Source organism: Gillisia marina, from assembly GCF_000258765.1.
Classification (GTDB): domain Bacteria; phylum Bacteroidota; class Bacteroidia; order Flavobacteriales; family Flavobacteriaceae; genus Gillisia; species Gillisia marina.
Map to the genome: position 1 here is coordinate 59,701 of NZ_AJLT01000040.1, position 18,494 is coordinate 78,194.

Genomic DNA, 18,494 nt, shown 5'->3' on the forward strand with positions numbered 1-18,494 from the left:
AATCCATTTATTGGGACGATGTTACCAAAAAGATTTTGGATTGCCCAAAAGATTTTAATCCGGATTACGAAAAGAGATTGCAATTCTACGCTCCAGAGCATCAGGAACAGGCGAATTCTATTTTTGAAAAATGTGAGAAATACGGGATTCCGTTTAAGACAGAACTTAAAATGGTTACGCTTTACGGGCGTGAGTTTTGGGTGCAAGCAACAGGAAAACCTGTTTATAGTGAGGAGCAACAAATTATAGGGATTCGAGGGGTACTTCAAAACATAGATGATAATAAAAGTAACGAGCTCAATTTGCAGAATTCTTTAGATATTATCGCTGCACAAAATTCAAGATTGTTCAATTTTGCACACGTGGTTTCTCATAATCTAAGATCGCATAGCAGCAACCTAAGTTTGGTGGTTCAACTGCTAAATGAAGCAAAAAATGCCCAAGATAAAATAGATCTTATAGAGAATGTTGAAGATATATCACAAAATTTGGATATCGCTATTTCTAGATTAAACGATATGGTTTCGCATCAAAATCTTTTGAAGAAAGAGCGAACACTGTTTCTTTCAAGCAGTCTTTAGATATTGTTATTTCTTCGGTTTCCTCGTTAATAAATAGAGAAAGCGCTAAAATTATAGCTGAATTTAAAGCTCTAAAAGAAATTTCGTATATTCCTGAATACTTGGAAAGTATTTTACTAAATTTAATCACAAATGCTATTCGCTATAAACAACCTGGAAGAGTCCCTGTTATTTTCATACAGACCTACTCTGTTAACGACCAGAATTTTATGGAGATAAGCGATAACGGAATTGGTATCGATCTGGACCAATATGGCGATAAAATGTTTGGGATGTACAAAACATTTCACCGTAATCCAGATGCGAAAGGTATAGGCTTGTTTATCACCAAAAATCAGGTGGAAACGATGGGAGGGTCTATTTCTGTTACTAGTACCGTGAATATTGGGACAACGTTTAAAATTAAATTCTAGATCTAAATGGGGCAAAAAATGGAGCTAGCGTGTATTATCGATGATGATAAAATATACGTGAACTTAGTTCGAAAAATCATCGAAATTAAAAAATTATCGGAAAATTTACTGATCTTCAAAAATGGGTTGGAAGCTTTGGAATACTTCAAAATTATTCTAACCAACATGAGTGAAGAAAAGTTGCCGGATATCATCTTCCTAGACTTAAACATGCCAGTAATGGATGGATGGGAGTTTTTAGGAGAGTTTATTAAGATTAAAAACCAATTCGATAAAAAAATCACACTTTATGTGGTTTCTTCTTCTATAGATCCTAGAGATCTGGAAAGAGCAAAATCTTTTAATCTGGTAACAGATTATTTAATTAAGCCTATTGAATTAAAGAAATTCGAAAAAATATTCGATCGAGTTGCTAGTGTTGCTTAGGAAGATTGCCCTACCTCTTCCGTTTCTTTCTTAGGAAATGCCTTTTTATTAAAAAGTAATAACAACCCCACTCCAACGCTTATTGCAGTATCTGCAACATTAAATACAGGGTCGAAGAAAGAAAAATATTCTCCGCCCCAAATTGGAAGCCATTTTGGTAATATTCCCTCATACAAAGGGAAATAAAGCATATCTACTACCTTTCCATGAAATAAGGTGCCATAGCCACCATTTTCAGGTAAAAATTGTGCTACGTGGCCATAACTGTCGTCGAAAATAATTCCATAAAAAACCGAGTCTATTATATTTCCAAAAGCTCCTGCGAAGATACATGCGATAGCAGTAATTAAAACACGGGAACCATTATGCCTAATTGAATCCCATAACCAATAACCAATCCCAACGATGGCTCCTAATCTAAAAAGCGTAAGTAATAATTTACCATATTCCCCGGGAATCTTAGCGCCCCATGCCATCCCTTCATTTTCTACAAAAAGGATACTAAACCATTCCAGCACTTTAATTTCTTCTCCTAAAACGAAATTAGTTTTAATGTAGATTTTTGAGATTTGATCTACTAAAAGGATCAAAATTATAATTAGGGAAGCTTTTTTTAAGGACATGAATGGCTTGAATTAAATCGGGTCAAAAATACTAATATTATTTAATTTTCCACCACACTTATATCTCCATTGATGGAGGTGGCTTTTATTACATGTTTTCCGCTTAAAACTAATGGTACTAGTATTGTCCCATTTCTAGAAGAAGTCGTTACGGTTGCGTTTGTGGTTTCTATTGTAATAGCACCATTATAGGTATTCACAAGTGCGTCTCCCGTAAAATTAGAAAGCTTACAATAACCCGAATTTAGCTGAACCTGAATAAAACTATATATTCCCTCCGCTGCCACCGATGCTATATTGGATTTTATAAAAACCTGCAAATCCTCTGGGATTTCCAAGGTAACCTCTAAAGAAAATACTTTATGTGCGCTTAATTTATCGTAGCCACTTTTTAAGATTTCACGAAATTGAGTAGATAGATATAGTGAATTGGCCTTCATTTCTGTACTCAGAGAAATATCATTAAAATATTCTCCTTCAGAATTAGTAGAAATAGAAATCGTGCTTTTTTTCGTGGTTTTTATAATAATTTTAAAGACCTCATCTGTATCTATATAAAGCCTCTCCACATTTTCTGCATCTAATTGCTGTGAAGTATCCTTTTGAGCAGCCGCAAATAAGGGAACTAAGAAGATTAAATAAAAAAGATGAAATTTCATGACTATTTTGATACAAAAAACGCTCCAAGCTATATGGAGCTGGAGCGTTTAAGTTATTTTAAAAACTGTGCTAACTAGCGCTGCAAGTTTTTTGCTTCAATACTTAAAGTTGCATGTGGAACTAATTTAAGACGTTCCTTCGCGATTAATTTTCCTGTAACCCTGCAAATACCATAGGTTTTGCTTTCTATACGCACTAAAGCGTTTCTAAGGTCTCTAATAAATTTTTCTTGCCTAATTGCTAATTGAGAATTCGCTTCTTTACTCAACGTCTCGCTTCCTTCTTCGAAAGCTTTAAAAGTTGGTGACGTATCGTCGGTACCATTGTTCCCGTCGTTCACATACGCACTTTTGTAAAGATCCAATTGCTCTTGAGCTTTTTCAATTTTTCCCAAGATTAATGTCTTGAACTCCGCAAGATCGGCATCGCTGTAACGTTCTTTAATTTCTGTTGACATGGGCTTAATGTTTTTTGATACTCAGTTTTGTAACTATATCGTCGAATTCAATTTCCGTACCAACATTAATTACATCTACAAACTCGAGATTTGCAGTGAGTGTCTCGTTCTTAATATACTTTATATTTTGTTGTACAGCATCCTCGACAATGCCATCTCTAAGTAGGGTAACATCTATGGTATCGGTAACTTCTAATCCTGTATCTTTTCTTAGATTCTGAATTCTATTTACCAATTCCCGAGCAATTCCTTCTTTTTTCAATTCTTCGGAAATACTCACATCTAACGCCACCGTAATATCTCCACTACTTGCTACCAACCAGCCTTCAATATCCTGTGATGTTATTGTTACATCTGTGGATGCCAATTTAATCATTTTTCCGTTAATTTCAATAGCAATATCTCCTTCCCTTTCAATAGTTTCAATCTCTTTCGTAGTAAAATTGTTAATAACTCCCGCGACAGACTTCATATCCTTCCCATATCTAGGACCTAAAACTTTGAAATTTGGCTTCACTTGTTTTACCAAAAGTCCCGAAGCATCATCTATTAGTTCGATAGCCTTCACGTTTACTTCAGATTTTATAAGATCTTCCACAGCAAGGATTTCAGCTTTTTGCGCCTCATCTAATACCGGGATCATTACTCTTTGTAAAGGTTGACGCACTTTGATCATTTCTTTTTTACGTAAAGAAAGCACCAAAGAAGAAATGGTTTGTGCTTTTTGCATTTTATGTTCTAAAGATTCATCCACCATAGAACTATCAAAAACAGGAAAATCTGCTAAATGTACCGAAGAGAATTCCTCTTTTCCGGAAACTTCATTTAGATCCTTGTAAAGCTTATCCATAAAAAATGGTGCTACCGGAGAACCCAATTTTGCAACAGTTAACAAACACGTATATAAAGTTTGATATGCTGAAATCTTATCTTGCTCGTAATCCCCTTTCCAAAATCTTCTTCTACTTAATCTTACAAACCAGTTACTCAAGTTTTCCTGAACAAATTCTGAAATTGCTCTAGTAGCTCTTGTTGGCTCATACTCTTCATAAAATTTATCGACCTTTTCTATAAGCGTATGCAATTCAGAAAGTATCCATCGATCAATTTCCGGACGATCTTTCATTGGCACATCTTCCTCCTTATAGCTGAAGCTGTCCAGATTGGCGTACAACACAAAGAAAGAATAGGTATTATAAAGTGTTCCAAAAAACTTTCTGCTTACCTCTGCAATACCTTCAATATCAAATTTTAAGTTATCCCACGGGTTTGCATTAGAGATCATATACCATCTAGTAGCGTCCGGGCCAAAGGCCGCTAAGGTTTCAAAAGGATCTACAGCATTCCCAAGACGTTTGGACATTTTTTGTCCGTTCTTATCCAGCACCAACCCGTTAGAAACTACATTTTTATAAGCAACATCATCAAAGATCATGGTTGCAATTGCGTGTAAGGTATAGAACCAACCACGAGTTTGATCTACTCCTTCTGCAATAAAATCTGCTTGTCTTTCGCCATTTTCCACCATTTCCTTATTCTCGAAAGGATAGTGCCATTGGGCATACGGCATAGAACCGGAATCAAACCAAACATCTATAAGATCTGATTCACGTTTCATCGGCTTTCCTGAAGCTGAAACCAAAGTAATCGTGTCTACTACATTCTTGTGCAGGTCTACTAAATCGTAATTCTCATCAGAGAAATTATCAACTTCAAATTCAGCAAAAATATCATCGGTCATAAGTCCGGCTTCAACAGCTTTCCCTATTTCCGCTTTTAGTTCTTTAATAGAACCAATCATTTTTTCTTCTTTTCCATCTTCTGTTCTCCAGATTGGTAACGGCACGCCCCAATACCTACTTCTGGATAAATTCCAGTCGTTTGCATTGGCTAACCAATTCCCAAATCGTCCTTCCCCGGTAGCTATTGGCTTCCAGTTAATGGTCTGGTTCAGCTCAAACATTCTATCCTTAAAATCGGTCACATTAATGAACCAAGAATCTAATGGGTAATATAAAATAGGTTTGTCTGTTCTCCAGCAATTTGGATAACTGTGAACATATTTTTCAACTTTAAAAGCACGGTTGTCTTCTTTTAATTGAATTGCGATCTCCACATCCACAGATCTTTCCGGTGCCTCGCCATCTTCATAATATTCATTCTTCACATATTTCCCACCAAGTTCCCCAAGCTCTTCTCTAAACTTTCCTTGTAGGTCCACTAAAGGCACTAAATTATCGTTCTCATCTTTCACCAATAATGGTGGAACTTCTGGGACTGCTTGTTTTGCAACTAATGCATCATCTGCTCCAAAGGTAGGTGCAGTATGTACGATTCCGGTACCGTCTTCAGTAGTCACAAAATCTCCTGCAATCACTCTAAAGGCATTCTCAGGATTGTTGTAAGGCTGTGCATATGGCAATAATTGCTCATATCTCATCTCAACCAAATCTGCTCCCTTAAAGGTTTTTTCTATAAAATAAGGAATTTTATCACCTTGCTTATAAGCTTCTAGAGACTCTCTATTTTCAATTTTTACAAACTTCTTATCGAATTGCTTAGCAACTAGATCGCTGGCAATAATAAGGTTTGTAGGCTGAAATGTGTATTGGTTAAATGTAGAAACCAACGCATATTCTATTTTAGGGCCAACAGTAAGTGCCGTATTAGAAGGTAAGGTCCAAGGAGTTGTAGTCCAGGCGGTAAGGTAAATCTCATTAGAAACTTCTGAAAGGAAATCTGGTAAGGTTTCCGGGTTCACCTTAAACATCGCAGTCACCGTAGTATCTGTAACATCTTGATAAGTTCCAGGTTGATTCAGTTCATGAGAACTCAATCCTGTTCCCGCTTTTGGAGAATATGGCTGAATGGTATATCCCTTATAAATAAGGCCCTTCTTATATATTTCAGAAAGTAACCACCAAACCGTTTCCATGTATTTGGACTTGTAGGTGATATATGGATCTTCCATATCTACCCAATATCCCATTTTTTCGGTAAGATCGTTCCAGATTCCTGTATAACGCATTACTGCATTTTTACAAGCCTTATTGTACTCTTCTATACTTATTTTTGTGCCAATATCTTCTTTGGTAATTCCCAGTTCTTTCTCTACCCCAAGCTCGATAGGTAACCCGTGAGTATCCCAACCTGCTTTTCTCTTAACCTGAAATCCTTTTTGAGTTTTATATCGGCAGAAAATATCTTTAATAGAACGCGCCATTACGTGGTGAATTCCCGGTAGACCATTAGCCGAAGGCGGTCCTTCAAAAAACACAAAAGGTTTAGCACCTTCTCGTGAACTCATACTTTTTTCAAAAATCTCATCCTCTTTCCAATAGTTGAGAATTTCTTCAGCAACTTTTGGTAAGTCAAGTCCTTTATACTCAGGGAACTTTGCGCTCATTATATCGTAATTTCTTTTGAGTTGCGAAAATAATGATTTTTGAGAAAAGAGAAGGCTGTTATTGGTTAAAAAGCTAATCATTTAAGCTTCAGATCATTCATCAAAATAAACACATAAAAAAGGAAGGTTTTTTATGTAATAGGAATGCTTCTAAATGGGAAAAAATAATTTAATTACAAACTGTATTTTACAGCCAAAATAAGATTTCTACCGGCAGCTGAAATTCCCGAAGAATAGGTTCTATACCGCTGATCTGTGATGTTTTCCAAAGAAACTGTAACAGTCCAGTTTTCTGAAATAAGATATTGCCCTGTAAAATTTAAAGTATACCAGTCCGCAAAATATGGATTCCCATTACTATCTATCGCGTATAAATAGGCCTTATCCTGTTCTGATGGCGCGAGTTCATCAAAATCCAATTTTCCATTATATTCTGAAAACAGATCTAGTTTCAACTTATTTTTATTCCAAATCAAATGCGTATTTCCATAAAGCGGCGCAGCGTGTCTAAGTGGGGCTTTACGCCCATCTTCCTGTTCCTCCTCCCCTTTGGTGATCGTAATTTGAGAACGCAGTTTTAAATGATCCACCAATTTGGCTTCTAATCCGCCCTCAAATCCATAAACATAAGCACTTGCCGCATTTTGTATGGCTTGCACCCTGCTAGGTTCTCCCTGATATTCTATTGTCGTTCTTCCATCAATTGCATAATTTCTTCTTACCAAAGCATCATCCAAATAAGTATAGAAAGAAGCCAGATCTAAGGTGATGCTTTCAAATAAATTCCATTTTACGCCTAGCTCCCCATTATAGGCATATTCCGGTTTTAAATTCGGATTTGGTGTAACAACCGCGCCAGGTTCAGAATCGAATATCTTTCCAATATCGTCGATATTTGGAGCACGAAATGCAGTAGAAAGATTCAATTTCCAGGCTGTATTTTTATTTTGTTGCCAGCTTAATCCGGCGCTCCCGGTAAGTGCTCCCGTATTAATATCGGCATTATTAAAAGGGAAATCATAAACTGAAGTCGGAAAATCTGCTTTAACGATGATATGATTGTAGCGCAATCCAGATTGCAGATTTAGGGTTTCATTCAACTTCCAGTTATAGCTGGAATAAGCCGCTAAAGATTGCCAAGTGGAGCTGTCCGGATATCTGGAAGCATTATTCCCGTTTTCATTGGTTAAAATGTTTCTACTTGACCCGGTCGAGTTTACAACATCCAAAACATATTCTACTCCATAAAAAAGTTTATCCTTCCCATAATCTTTTTCAAAATCTAAATTGGCAGAATAGGCATCCACTTCTTCTTGATTCTCATAAAGTATTTCGTCATCAAATTTTCTGTCGAAACGGCTTTCTTTAAAATTTTGATAGGCAGCAGTAAATTGAACTTTATCGTAGAGTTTTCCGTTTCCTTTTTTGTTGATGTTGAAGTTCCCCATAAACCAGGATTGCGGACCGTAATACCATTCGGCGTAGCGCAAACTTTCATTTCTCTTCTGAACAAGTCTATCATATCTCGAATACTCTGAAGTTTTAGAATATATAAGCCCAAGACTAAAATCCCAAATTTCATTTGGCATAAAAGCCACTTTTTGAAGCAGGTTAATCTGATCGTATCCCGTAGGAATTTGAACTTTAGGATCTGGATTAGCAATTATTCTGTCTTCCCCGTCTATTCTTCTTACAAAATCCGGTCTTAAAAATTCATTCGGACCATGACTTCCCATCTTAAGATCTCCAAAATCTGAGTAACTAATACTGCTTAAAAAAGCCCATTTTTCACGTCCGATGTTGAAATCGGCATGAATAGTTTTTTCATCATTGGCAGTCGCATATCGGGAATAGGCATTTATATTAAAAGAAGTGCTGCCATTTAAGGCGTAGGAAGGTTTTAAGGTGTAAAAATTCATCACCCCTCCAATCGCATCGCTTCCATACACCACCGATCCAGGGCCTAAAATTATCTCTGCTCGTTCCACGGCAAGAGGATCTATAGAGATGATATTTTGAATATTTCCACTCCTAAAAATTGCGGTATTCATACGCACTCCGTCCACTGCAATTAAAAGTCTATTGGTCGCAAAGCCCCGAATCATCGGGCTTCCTCCTCCTAACTGGCTTTTTTGAACATACACATTTCCCGAACTTTCCATAAGATCTGCGGAAGTTTGTGCGTTAGAAAAAGCTATTTCTTCTGAAGTTAAGCTTACTATGCGCTGTGGAATGTCCTTTTTATTCTGCTGGAATTTTGCAACCGAAAGCACAACTTCCTGCAACATGTTCTCATCTCCCTCCAACAGAACTGTGTTATTCGCTTCTATTTCCGACTTTAATAATCGCTTCTCCAAATGAGAAATATGCTTAAAAACCAATACCTCATCTACATTGAATTTGGAAATATTTGCTTTTCCATCCAAATTAGTGATACTGTTTTTGGATTTACCAATATTGTAAATGGCCACATTTACCAATGGCTCTTTTGAATCTTGATCTAAAACGACAATCTCTTGCGCCCGAAGACCAGAAAGAGCAATTAATAAATTAAAAAGGACATTGAGGGAAAATCGCATTTAATTAAATATTTCGTGAAGCACGGTCAGGGATTTGGGCTTTTTAAAAGATTCTATGTGTAATTGGTAATAATTCAACAATAATTCCAACAATTCAGATCTATTGTTTTTAGTGAGTTTTACATCGTCTATAGTCTCAAAATTTGTGCCTAATAAAAGTTTTAAATTATCTAACAAATCTCCTTTTATACAATAAGAATTTGTTTTTGAATCCTGAAATATGCCATCTAACAAATTAAAGTACATCAGATCTTTTCCCGAAACTTCAGGATAAAAACCTAGGTATCTTGTTAATTTCAACAAAAACAATAAATGAAAATTAGCAATTTCTGAATGCGAATCTAACCAATTAAAGGTGTTTTCCAAATAATGATACAGTTCTTCGTTTTTCTCTTCTTCCTGAATGGTGTTCTTCAGCATTTCAGAAATAAACATCACCATGGCGCTTTTTACCACATTGGTATGCAAGGTTTTATAGTGAGTTAAAATTTTTGCATCCTGCAAATACTCTAAACTACCTTTATCCTTATGTTTCGCCACCAACTCCAACTGCGTTAATGGCTGAAAAAGAGAGGTTTTAAATTTTCCTTTTTTTGATTTTAAGATCCCTCGCAGCATGTAGGTTTTAAGTCCAGATTTTTGCGTGTAACATTTCACGATCAAATCTGCCTCTGCATATTTTAAGGCGCTTATTACAATTGCATTGGTATGAACTACCATGAATAAAATTTTGCGGAAAGATAAATAAAAAAGCCGCTACTAGCGGCTTTCTTAATTCTATAATGTTAGTGAAATTTAAACCACACCCTGCGCAAGCATAGCATCTGCTACCTTTACGAATCCTGCGATATTTGCTCCCTTCACGTAATCTACATTTCCTTTTCCATCACTTCCGTACTCCACACATGCATCATGAATATCTTTCATGATCCCGTGAAGTTTTTTGTCTACTTCTTCTGCAGTCCAATTGTATCTCATTGAGTTTTGAGACATTTCAAGCCCAGATGTTGCTACACCTCCTGCATTTGATGCTTTCCCCGGAGAGAATAAAATATTAGCTTTTTGGAAAACTTCAATAGCCTCCGGAGTAGTTGGCATGTTAGCGCCCTCTCCTACAAGAATACATCCGTTTTTTACTAATTGCTTAGCATCGTCTTCGTGTAACTCATTTTGAGTTGCACAAGGAAGGGCTACATCACATTTAGTTCCCCAAGGAGTTTCTCCTTCAAAATATTTAGCGCCTTTAAACTTATCGGCATATTCAGAAATTCTTCCCCTTCTTTCATTCTTAAGCTCCATTACAAAAGCTAATTTTTCAGCATCTATACCAGCTTCATCAAGAATATATCCACCAGAATCGGACATAGTGATTACTTTAGCTCCAAGTTGAGTTGCTTTTTCTGCAGCGTACTGCGCAACATTTCCAGAACCAGAAACAACTACGGTCTTCCCTTTTAAATTATCTTTTTTAAGCTCAAGCATATTTTGTGCGAAATACACATTTCCATAACCTGTTGCTTCCGGACGAATTAATGAACCTCCATAAGAACGTCCTTTCCCAGTAAGTATACCGGTAAATTCATTTCTAATACGCTTATACTGTCCAAATAAGAACCCAATCTCACGACCACCAACTCCAATATCTCCTGCAGGCACATCTGTATCTGCTCCAATATGACGTTGTAGTTCAGTCATGAAACTCTGACAAAACTTCATTACTTCATTATCAGATTTTCCTTTTGGGTCAAAATCTGATCCTCCTTTACCACCACCCATTGGCAATGTGGTTAAACTGTTTTTGAAAACTTGCTCGAAGGCCAAGAATTTCAAAACACTAAGATTTACTGTTGGATGAAAACGCAAACCACCTTTGTATGGTCCAATTGCAGAATTCATTTGGATTCTGAAACCTCTGTTTATTTGAGTATTCCCTTTATCGTCTAACCACGGCACTCTGAACATAATTACACGTTCCGGCTCTACCATTCGCTCTAAAAGCATGGCATTCTGATATTTTTTATTTTTTTCAATAAATGGGATTACCGTTTCGGCAACCTCATGAACAGCTTGCATAAATTCTGGTTCGTTTTGATTTCTTTTAGAAACAACTTCCAAAAATTCTTTTACATTTTGCTCCATAGTATAGTGCTAAATTGTTAATTATAACGTTTTCGTAATTAGTTGCAAATATAAATTTTATATGAAGAAGTACGATCAAATTTTACATTTTCATATAATATTAACTCTGTATTATACAAGAATATATAAGTAGTAATAATAGTTTTATCTTGGTAAGTTGCATTTTTATATATTTGTTTGCACCCCAACTCGTTGTATATGGTAAGATCCCGACTTATTATTTTGATCTTATTTCTCCTTCTTTTTTGTAAAGAAAGTAGTTTTGCCCAACTCGGAATTTCACATGAAATCGGTGTGTTGGTAGGGCCTTCTTCTTTTTTAACAGATTATGGAGAGCGTTACGACCTGCAAAATAATGTGAGTAATTCGGGACTTGGGATTGGACTAGTTCACTACATTAATTTTGCCTACAGAGCAGAGTGTAATTGCTATAGTGTAGACAGATATTTCAACGATCACTTTAAAGTAAGGACCGAAATTGACTATTTCAGGACAAATTTAGAGCATATTGGCCCCGTTGCAGATAAAAATACGGTTGGAGGGAAATTGCTAAGAGGGATGCACGGAAAAACCCAAACTTTCGAGATTGGGACACACTTAGAATACTATCCGCTTAGTATTCGAGACTACAGTTCTTTCTCTTACTTGTTTATGCCTTTTATAAGCTTAGGAGTGCATTTTGTGAATTATAATCCAGATGCTTATTCAGATTTTGGACCTTTAAGCGATCCAAATAATATTTTTCCAACTTTTGAAGGCGGAATAGATCTAGATGGCGGATCAACTTGGACTATTGTTGGAATTGCCGGAGCCAGATATAAAATTAGTCCTGTTACAGATATCTCTATTGAAGGTAGATTTCAATATTACGATATAGATTGGATAGACGGACTTAATATTAATGCTCCACAGAATAAGTTTAACGATGTGGTTTTCTGGTTGAATTTTGGGTTTATCTACTATCTCAACTATTAACACAAAAAAAGGCTTCAACTAAGTTAAAACCTTTTTTAATACTTATATGTTTCGGATTCTATCCCAAAGCTTGTTTTATATCTTCAATAAGATCTTCCTCATCTTCGATCCCTACGCTTAATCGAATTAAAGAATCTACTACGCCTATTTTTTCTCTTTCTTCCTTAGGAATAGAAGCATGCGTCATACTAGCCGGATGACCCGCCAAAGATTCAACCCCGCCAAGAGATTCAGCTAAAGTGAAAACTTTTAGGTTCTCTACAAACTTCACAGCGCTTTCTAATGTTTTTTCTGAAGTAGTAAAAGAGATCATGCCGCCAAAACCTTTCATTTGTGCTTTAGCAATGTCATAATTGGGATGATCCTCGAAACCCGGCCAATACACTTTGTCAACTTTTGGATGTGACTTTAAAAAATTAGCCACTTTCTCTCCATTCTCACAATGCCGTTGCATTCTAATATGAAGAGTTTTAATACCTCTTAACACCAAAAAACTGTCCTGTGGCCCACAAACAGCTCCACTAGCATTCTGTATAAAATATAACCTATCCGCAAGCTTTTTATCTTTAACCACAAGAGATCCCATAACAACATCACTATGACCTCCTAAGTATTTGGTAGCACTGTGCATCACAATATCTGCACCTAGATCTAAAGGCAGTTGTAAGTACGGCGTAGCAAAGGTATTATCTACCGCCAATAAAACTTTGTGTGTTTTTGCCAATTTAGCGCATGCTGTGATATCGATAATATTCATCATAGGATTGGTAGGTGTTTCTACCCAGATCAACTTTGTTTTCTCATTGATATATGCTTCAATCTTACTTGCATCTTGCATTCCAATAAAATGGAATTTTAGACCCAGACCTTCAAAGATTTTCGTGAAAAGTCTGTAAGAACCCCCATAAAGATCGTTTGTAGAAATGATCTCGTCCCCGGGCTTGAATAATTTCATCACAGCATCTATCGCTGCCAGTCCAGAACCAAAAGCAAGTCCGAATTCTCCATTTTCAATACTGGCAAGTGCATTCTCCAATGCGGCTCTCGTTGGGTTACCGCTACGCGAATATTCAAAACCTTTGTGACCTCCCGGCGTCGATTGAGAATAGGTACTCGTTTGATAGATTGGCGGCATTACAGAACCGTATGCGGGATCTATATTATGTTGCCCTCCATGGATGGTTTTAGTATTGAATTTCATAACTAAATATTTATCTCAAATGTAACACTCGTATTGGGGAACTACAAAATAGCACGTACCTTTAACCCTAATCTAACATAGAAATCCCATCGTGAAAAAACTGTTTTTAGTCTTGACGCTCAGCTTATTGATATTAAGCTGTAATAAAGATGCTCCCGAATTAAGTTTTGATGAATTAAATATCGAGCAAGTTTCTGAAGTGGACTGTAATCCAGAAGAAGAAAACTGCACTTTTATAGGTATTAAAGTGCCTTGGGCAATGGGAAAAGACACCATAAGTAATTTAATGAATAGTCATATTGAAGATCATGTTATTAAAATGATCGATTATCAAGATTATGAGGATTTAGAATCGTTAGAAAGCTTAGCACAGACTTTTATTGACGATTATGAGATTTCTGCAAAAGAATTTCCGGAATATAACATTCCCTGGGAAGCTTATGTGGAAGGAAAAATAACTTATCAATCTGAAAAACTCATCTCTATACAGTTCGATGTAGCTTTATTTACGGGTGGTGCACATGGATATACGAGTGTTACTTACTTAAATTTTGATCCTGAAACGGGGAGACTTGTTTCTAATGAGGAATTATTCTCGCAGGATTTTAAAGATTTTGCTGAAGTAAGATTCAGAAAGAAAAACGATATTCCAGAGAATGAATCCATCAACAGCACCGGATTATTTTTTGAAAACGATAAATTTCAGCTTCCGCAAAACATAGGATTTCATTCAAATAAAGTTGTTTTAATTTACAATTCTTATGAGATCGCTTCTTATTCTGAAGGAAATATTCAGTTAGTTTTTAAAATGGAAGAGGCTAAAAAATATTTCAAAATTCTCTAATTTTGACCAATCGAAAAGAGATTGCTTTCTATAAGCGTTTCTTTTTAAAACTTTATAAATGTTGTTATGAAAAAGATCTATCACCTCTCCTCCTGTTCTACTTGTAAAAGGATCTTAAATGAACTGGAACCTTCTTCAGCTTATATTTTACAGGATATAAAAACAGACCCAATTACTGAAGAGCAATTAGATGAAATGTTCGAGTTGGCTGGGAGTTACGAGTCACTTTTCAGCAAAAGAGCACAGCTTTATAAAGAAAAAGGATTAAAAGATGAAAAGTTGGATGAGGATGATTTCAGAAATCTAATTTTAGAACACTACACTTTCTTAAAACGCCCGGTGATTATTAATAACGATAAAATTTTTATTGGAAATTCCAAAAGCACTGTTGAAGCTGCGAAAAATGGCATGAATGAATAGCCGAACGCTTGCTATTCTAGCAGCAACGGGGGCAAGTACTATTTACGGGATAAACCATACGATCGCAAAAGGATTGATGCCTGTGTACATAGAACCTTTTGGCTTTATATTTTTAAGGGTTACCGGCGCAGCGATATTATTCTGGCTTATAAGTTTTTGGGGACCAAAGGAAAAAATAGCAACCAAAGATTGGACTAGGATTATAGTTTGTGCAATTTTTGGAATGGTCATCAATATGTTAATGTTCTTTAAGGGACTTAGCCTTTCTACTCCTATAAACAGCTCTGTAATTATTACAGTTTCACCTATTCTTGTGTTGTTGCTTGCCGCAGTGCTAATTAAAGAAAGAATAACGCTATTAAAAACTGTGGGAATTATTATCGGGCTTGCAGGCGCCTTGGCTTTAGTACTATTTAGTAATACAGAAACTGTTAATGCACCCAATATTCCATTAGGGAATATGCTATTTATTGTTAATGCATTTTCCTATGGGGTTTACTTGATTCTCGTAAAACCTTTAACTGCGAAATATCATTCGTTTACTTTGATGAAATGGCTGTTTTTATTTGCTGTGATCATCAATTTTCCAATCACCATTTCAGAATTCTCTCAGGTAGCATGGCTAGAACTTCCTTTTGATGCAATTTGGAAAATGGGATTTGTAGTGGTAGGAACTACATTTTTAACCTATTTAATGAATGTGTATGCCCTTAAAGAATTAAGTGCTGCCACCATAAGTGCATTTATTTATTTGCAACCGCTTATTGCCATTACTTTTGCAGTAGCTACAGGAGCAGATACTTTAGATGTGGTAAAAATAACAGCAGCGATCCTGGTATTTACCGGTGTTTATATGGTAACTAGAAAAACGAAACCTAAATTGGCTTCAAATCCAAATCCTTAGGAGTTTTCCCAAATTTACGAGTATCTTCTTTCGTTAGAATCCTAAAATCGTCTGTATGCGGAATTTTATCGATGTTTTTTCTCATGTGTTCCGGTAAGCCAATAAGTTTACGCTCTTTAAGATCTATCCATCCGCCCATAGCCTCACATGAGGCAAAATTTCTTCCTTTGTGATCGTAGAAATTATGAAGAAATTCAAAATACATCCCGTCTTCAGAAAGGCCTTTTAACTCCAGACTCACTTTTACAGGCATTCCCATAAAGGCTTCGCGGAAATAATAAATATGCTCATAAAAAACCACAGGCCCTAAATTATTTTTCGCCAATTCATTCTGATCGAAACCATTTTCCATGAAATATCCCATTCTGGTATGACTCATAAAATTTATATATGCTGAATTTGCTAAATGCCTGTTTGCATCTATATCGCTCCATCTTATTTCAAAATCTTTCGTGTACATATCTTCAAAATTTTTATAAAAATACTACTTTTTATTATGCGTGCATAATTAACAAAGCTAAGTATATGCCAATTTAATTTCCGAGATTTGCTGTCTATGCCAATACTAAAAAGCACTTATAATCCGCCTTATATCTTTAGAAATTATCATATTTCTACAATTTACTCTGCAAAGCTAAGGAGTGTAAAAACAGTTCTCCAAACCAGAGAGCGTTTACAATTGGAGGATGGAGATTTTTTAGATATAGACTGGAGTTATGCAAAGTCCTGCAGCTCCAATAAAGTACTTATTATACTCCACGGATTGGACGGAAATGCCCAGCGGCCTTACGTTATGGGTCTTGCACATCATTTTAATCGTCATGCTTGGGATGTGGCAGCTATTAATTTTCGCGGTTGTAGTGGAGAAATCAATAAATTGTATAGATCTTATAATGCCGGCGCAAGCGAAGATCTAAAGCAAGTTGTCACTCAAATTCTTTCCAAGAAAAAATATGAGTCTTTGGCTATTAATGGCTTCAGCTTAGGAGGGAATTTGTTACTGAAGTATTTAGGAGAGGGAAATAACTTGCCTAAAGAACTTAAAGCAGGAGTAGCTATTTCTGCGCCCTGCGATCTCCATGCTTCCCTTAAAAAGTTAAATGAAAATAGAAATTGGTTGTACTCTAAGCGATTTGTAAGGCAGCTTAAAAAGCAGTTGTTTTTGAGAGAAAAACATTTTCCGGAAAAAATAACAAAAGAGCAGATAGCCAATTGCACCAATTTATTATCTATAGATGAATTGTATACCAGCCAAGCACATGGATTTACTGATGCACTGGAATATTATGAAAAAAGTAGTGCTTTAAGTTTTATCCCAAACATTAAAACTCCCACTTTACTGATAAATGCTAAAAACGACGGCTTTCTTTCAGAAAATTCCTCTCCCGTTGAAATGGCAAAAAATAATCCGAATTTTTATTTAGAAACTCCGGAATATGGTGGTCATGTGGGATTTCTTCAGAATAAAGAGGCCACCTATACCGAAGAGCGGGCGTTAGAATTTGCAACTTCCCATTTATAGCGCATACTTTCCGCAAGATTCTTTGTCCTGCTTAAGATTTAGTTATCTTTGCCCAACCTTTTAAAAATCAAGCATGATTCAGTCAATGACCGGTTTTGGAAAAAGCCTTTTACAGCTTCCATCCAAAAAAATTACCATAGAAATTAAATCCCTTAACAGCAAAAGCCTGGATCTTAATGCCAGAATCCCGGGACAATATCGAGAAAAAGAATTGCTTTTAAGAAAGCTTATAGCGAAATCTCTTGTTAGAGGGAAAGTGGATTTTTCTTTATATGTTGAGGTTACCGGAGAGGAAACCACGGCTTCTGTGAACCCGGTAGTGGTGAAGAAATATATGGAGCAATTAAGGGAAATTGCCAATGCAGATGATGCTGAATTGCTGAAAATGGCTATCCGTATGCCGGATACCATGAAAACGGAAAGGGAAGAAATTGATGAAACAGAATTTATCAAGATCAAAAACACCTTAAAAGAAGCTTTAACCGAGATCAATTCTTTTAGAACAGATGAAGGAAATGCCTTGGAGAAAGATCTTTTATTTCGAGTTTCCAATATTGCACAATTGCTTCAGGACATAATCGCTATGGATCCGGATAGAATTGAAGGAGTAAGAGAACGTTTAAGAAAAGGAGTTGCAGAACTTCAAGAAAAAGTAGACGAAAACAGGTTCGAGCAGGAACTGGTTTTTTATATAGAAAAGTTTGATATCACAGAAGAAAAGGTAAGATTGGAAAACCACTTATCTTATTTCCTTGAAACCATTAATTCTTCTGACTCTAATGGAAGAAAATTAGGATTTATTTCTCAGGAAATGGGGAGAGAGATCAATACCATTGGTAGTAAATCTAATTATGCGCCGATGCAACAATTGGTAGTGCAAATGAAAGATGAACTGGAAAAAATAAAAGAACAACTTTTAAACGTATTGTAATGAAAACTGGTAAATTAATCGTGTTTTCTGCACCCTCAGGATCTGGAAAAACTACCATAGTTCAGCATTTATTAGCTCATCCGGAATTGAATCTAGAATTTTCAATTTCAGCAACCTCACGCGAACCAAGAGGAGATGAGGTAGAAGGAAAAGATTATTATTTCTTGGATTTGCACGAATTCAAGCAAAAAATAAAAAACGAAGAGTTTTTAGAGTGGGAAGAGGTATATCGAGATAATTTTTATGGCACTTTAAAGGCTGAAATAGAACGTATTTGGGCAGCCGGTAAAAACGTGATTTTTGATATAGATGTTGTTGGTGGATTGGATATAAAGCATATCTACCCTAAACAAACCTTGGCGGTGTTTGTAAAGCCACCAAGTATCGAAGAGCTTAAAATTCGTTTAAAAAAA

At 36.0% G+C, this 18,494-nt stretch carries 18 protein-coding genes and 1 pseudogene; 10 read left to right on the top strand and 9 right to left on the bottom strand.

Annotated elements, in window-relative coordinates; all coding sequences use genetic code 11:
* Positions 1 to 35 precede the first annotated feature (35 nt).
* The 3 genes from ON07_RS17180 (at position 36) to ON07_RS10410 (ending at position 1,420) form a co-directional block, all read left to right on the top strand.
* Entirely contained in the window at positions 36 to 581 is a 546-nt protein-coding gene (locus ON07_RS17180) for a PAS domain-containing protein (protein ID WP_162097763.1), read from the top strand.
* 101 nt (positions 582 to 682) lie between these two features.
* Positions 683 to 994: an ATP-binding protein gene (locus ON07_RS17185; protein ID WP_237708904.1), complete on the top strand. Its 312-nt coding sequence runs from the start codon at positions 683 to 685 to the stop codon at positions 992 to 994.
* 6 nt (positions 995 to 1,000) lie between these two features.
* A complete protein-coding gene (locus ON07_RS10410) occupies positions 1,001 to 1,420 on the top strand; it encodes a response regulator (RefSeq protein WP_010231019.1) in 420 nt (139 codons plus the stop codon).
* Here the strand turns inward: ON07_RS10410 and ON07_RS10415 are convergent.
* From ON07_RS10415 to gdhA, 7 genes are all read right to left on the bottom strand, one after another.
* Positions 1,417 to 2,043 (bottom strand): lipoprotein signal peptidase, encoded by a 627-nt coding sequence (locus ON07_RS10415; protein ID WP_010231020.1) that lies wholly within the window; start codon positions 2,041 to 2,043, stop codon positions 1,417 to 1,419. The genes ON07_RS10410 and ON07_RS10415 overlap by 4 nt on opposite strands.
* Positions 2,044 to 2,084: 41 nt before the next feature.
* The gene (locus ON07_RS10420; RefSeq protein WP_010231021.1) at positions 2,085 to 2,702 is read right to left on the bottom strand and encodes a DUF4097 family beta strand repeat-containing protein; all 618 of its coding nucleotides are present in this window, start codon (positions 2,700 to 2,702) and stop codon (positions 2,085 to 2,087) included.
* 74 nt (positions 2,703 to 2,776) lie between these two features.
* Entirely contained in the window at positions 2,777 to 3,160 is a 384-nt protein-coding gene (locus tag ON07_RS10425) for a TraR/DksA family transcriptional regulator (protein WP_010231022.1), read from the bottom strand.
* Positions 3,161 to 3,164: 4 nt separating this feature from the next.
* Positions 3,165 to 6,566 (bottom strand): isoleucine--tRNA ligase, encoded by a 3,402-nt coding sequence (gene ileS, locus ON07_RS10430; RefSeq protein WP_010231024.1) that lies wholly within the window; start codon positions 6,564 to 6,566, stop codon positions 3,165 to 3,167.
* A gap of 173 nt (positions 6,567 to 6,739) precedes the next feature.
* Positions 6,740 to 9,145 (bottom strand): TonB-dependent receptor, encoded by a 2,406-nt coding sequence (locus tag ON07_RS10435; RefSeq protein ID WP_010231025.1) that lies wholly within the window; start codon positions 9,143 to 9,145, stop codon positions 6,740 to 6,742.
* Positions 9,146 to 9,865: a DNA repair protein RecO gene (recO, locus tag ON07_RS10440; RefSeq protein WP_010231026.1), complete on the bottom strand. Its 720-nt coding sequence runs from the start codon at positions 9,863 to 9,865 to the stop codon at positions 9,146 to 9,148.
* 75 nt (positions 9,866 to 9,940) lie between these two features.
* Entirely contained in the window at positions 9,941 to 11,284 is a 1,344-nt protein-coding gene (gene gdhA, locus ON07_RS10445; protein ID WP_010231027.1) for an NADP-specific glutamate dehydrogenase, read from the bottom strand.
* A 198-nt stretch (positions 11,285 to 11,482) separates the two neighbouring features.
* On the opposite strand from gdhA, the gene ON07_RS10450 reads away from it, so the two are divergent.
* A complete protein-coding gene (locus ON07_RS10450; RefSeq protein WP_010231028.1) occupies positions 11,483 to 12,259 on the top strand; it encodes a THC0290_0291 family protein in 777 nt (258 codons plus the stop codon).
* A gap of 58 nt (positions 12,260 to 12,317) precedes the next feature.
* Here the strand turns inward: ON07_RS10450 and ON07_RS10455 are convergent, their stop codons facing one another.
* Complete coding sequence (locus ON07_RS10455) at positions 12,318 to 13,460, bottom strand: cystathionine gamma-synthase (RefSeq protein WP_010231030.1); 1,143 nt, start codon at positions 13,458 to 13,460, stop codon at positions 12,318 to 12,320.
* A gap of 91 nt (positions 13,461 to 13,551) precedes the next feature.
* Between ON07_RS10455 and ON07_RS10460 the strand changes: the two genes are divergently transcribed.
* The 3 genes from ON07_RS10460 (at position 13,552) to ON07_RS10470 (ending at position 15,628) form a co-directional block, all read left to right on the top strand.
* Positions 13,552 to 14,304, top strand: coding sequence for a DUF3298 and DUF4163 domain-containing protein (locus ON07_RS10460; protein WP_237708905.1), 753 nt, complete (start codon positions 13,552 to 13,554; stop codon positions 14,302 to 14,304).
* Positions 14,305 to 14,370: 66 nt separating this feature from the next.
* Positions 14,371 to 14,724: an arsenate reductase family protein gene (locus ON07_RS10465; RefSeq protein ID WP_010231033.1), complete on the top strand. Its 354-nt coding sequence runs from the start codon at positions 14,371 to 14,373 to the stop codon at positions 14,722 to 14,724.
* Positions 14,717 to 15,628 (top strand): DMT family transporter, encoded by a 912-nt coding sequence (locus tag ON07_RS10470; RefSeq protein ID WP_010231035.1) that lies wholly within the window; start codon positions 14,717 to 14,719, stop codon positions 15,626 to 15,628. The genes ON07_RS10465 and ON07_RS10470 overlap by 8 nt, the downstream gene beginning before the upstream one ends.
* On the opposite strand, the pseudogene ON07_RS10475 reads toward ON07_RS10470, so the two are convergent.
* Positions 15,600 to 16,103: pseudogene (locus tag ON07_RS10475) on the bottom strand (acyl-CoA thioesterase); the annotation flags it as partial. The gene ON07_RS10470 and the pseudogene ON07_RS10475 overlap by 29 nt on opposite strands.
* An 81-nt stretch (positions 16,104 to 16,184) precedes the next feature.
* On the opposite strand from ON07_RS10475, the gene ON07_RS10480 reads away from it, so the two are divergent.
* The 3 genes from ON07_RS10480 to gmk form a co-directional block, all read left to right on the top strand.
* Positions 16,185 to 17,150 carry a YheT family hydrolase gene (locus ON07_RS10480; protein ID WP_010231039.1) on the top strand — a complete coding sequence of 322 codons (966 nt, stop codon included), beginning with the start codon at positions 16,185 to 16,187 and terminating at the stop codon, positions 17,148 to 17,150.
* Between the two features lie 73 nt (positions 17,151 to 17,223).
* Entirely contained in the window at positions 17,224 to 18,081 is an 858-nt protein-coding gene (locus ON07_RS10485; protein ID WP_010231041.1) for a YicC/YloC family endoribonuclease, read from the top strand.
* Positions 18,081 to 18,494 (top strand): guanylate kinase (gene gmk, locus ON07_RS10490; RefSeq protein WP_010231043.1); only part of this gene is annotated, 414 nt, incomplete at its 3' end. The genes ON07_RS10485 and gmk, both read left to right, overlap by 1 nt.

Excerpts from the sequence above, each read along its gene's own strand:
- ON07_RS10410 (WP_010231019.1), top strand. The coding sequence starts at position 1,001 with ATGGGGCAAAAAATGGAGCTAGCGTGTATTATCGATGATGATAAAATA.
- ON07_RS10415 (WP_010231020.1), bottom strand. The coding sequence starts at position 2,043 with ATGTCCTTAAAAAAAGCTTCCCTAATTATAATTTTGATCCTTTTAGTA.
- ON07_RS10420 (WP_010231021.1), bottom strand. The coding sequence starts at position 2,702 with ATGAAATTTCATCTTTTTTATTTAATCTTCTTAGTTCCCTTATTTGCG.
- ON07_RS10425 (WP_010231022.1), bottom strand. The coding sequence starts at position 3,160 with ATGTCAACAGAAATTAAAGAACGTTACAGCGATGCCGATCTTGCGGAG.
- ileS (WP_010231024.1), bottom strand. The coding sequence starts at position 6,566 with ATGAGCGCAAAGTTCCCTGAGTATAAAGGACTTGACTTACCAAAAGTT.
- ON07_RS10435 (WP_010231025.1), bottom strand. The coding sequence starts at position 9,145 with ATGCGATTTTCCCTCAATGTCCTTTTTAATTTATTAATTGCTCTTTCT.
- recO (WP_010231026.1), bottom strand. The coding sequence starts at position 9,865 with ATGGTAGTTCATACCAATGCAATTGTAATAAGCGCCTTAAAATATGCA.
- gdhA (WP_010231027.1), bottom strand. The coding sequence starts at position 11,284 with ATGGAGCAAAATGTAAAAGAATTTTTGGAAGTTGTTTCTAAAAGAAAT.
- ON07_RS10450 (WP_010231028.1), top strand. The coding sequence starts at position 11,483 with ATGGTAAGATCCCGACTTATTATTTTGATCTTATTTCTCCTTCTTTTT.
- ON07_RS10455 (WP_010231030.1), bottom strand. The coding sequence starts at position 13,460 with ATGAAATTCAATACTAAAACCATCCATGGAGGGCAACATAATATAGAT.
- ON07_RS10465 (WP_010231033.1), top strand. The coding sequence starts at position 14,371 with ATGAAAAAGATCTATCACCTCTCCTCCTGTTCTACTTGTAAAAGGATC.
- ON07_RS10470 (WP_010231035.1), top strand. The coding sequence starts at position 14,717 with ATGAATAGCCGAACGCTTGCTATTCTAGCAGCAACGGGGGCAAGTACT.
- ON07_RS10480 (WP_010231039.1), top strand. The coding sequence starts at position 16,185 with ATGCCAATACTAAAAAGCACTTATAATCCGCCTTATATCTTTAGAAAT.
- ON07_RS10485 (WP_010231041.1), top strand. The coding sequence starts at position 17,224 with ATGATTCAGTCAATGACCGGTTTTGGAAAAAGCCTTTTACAGCTTCCA.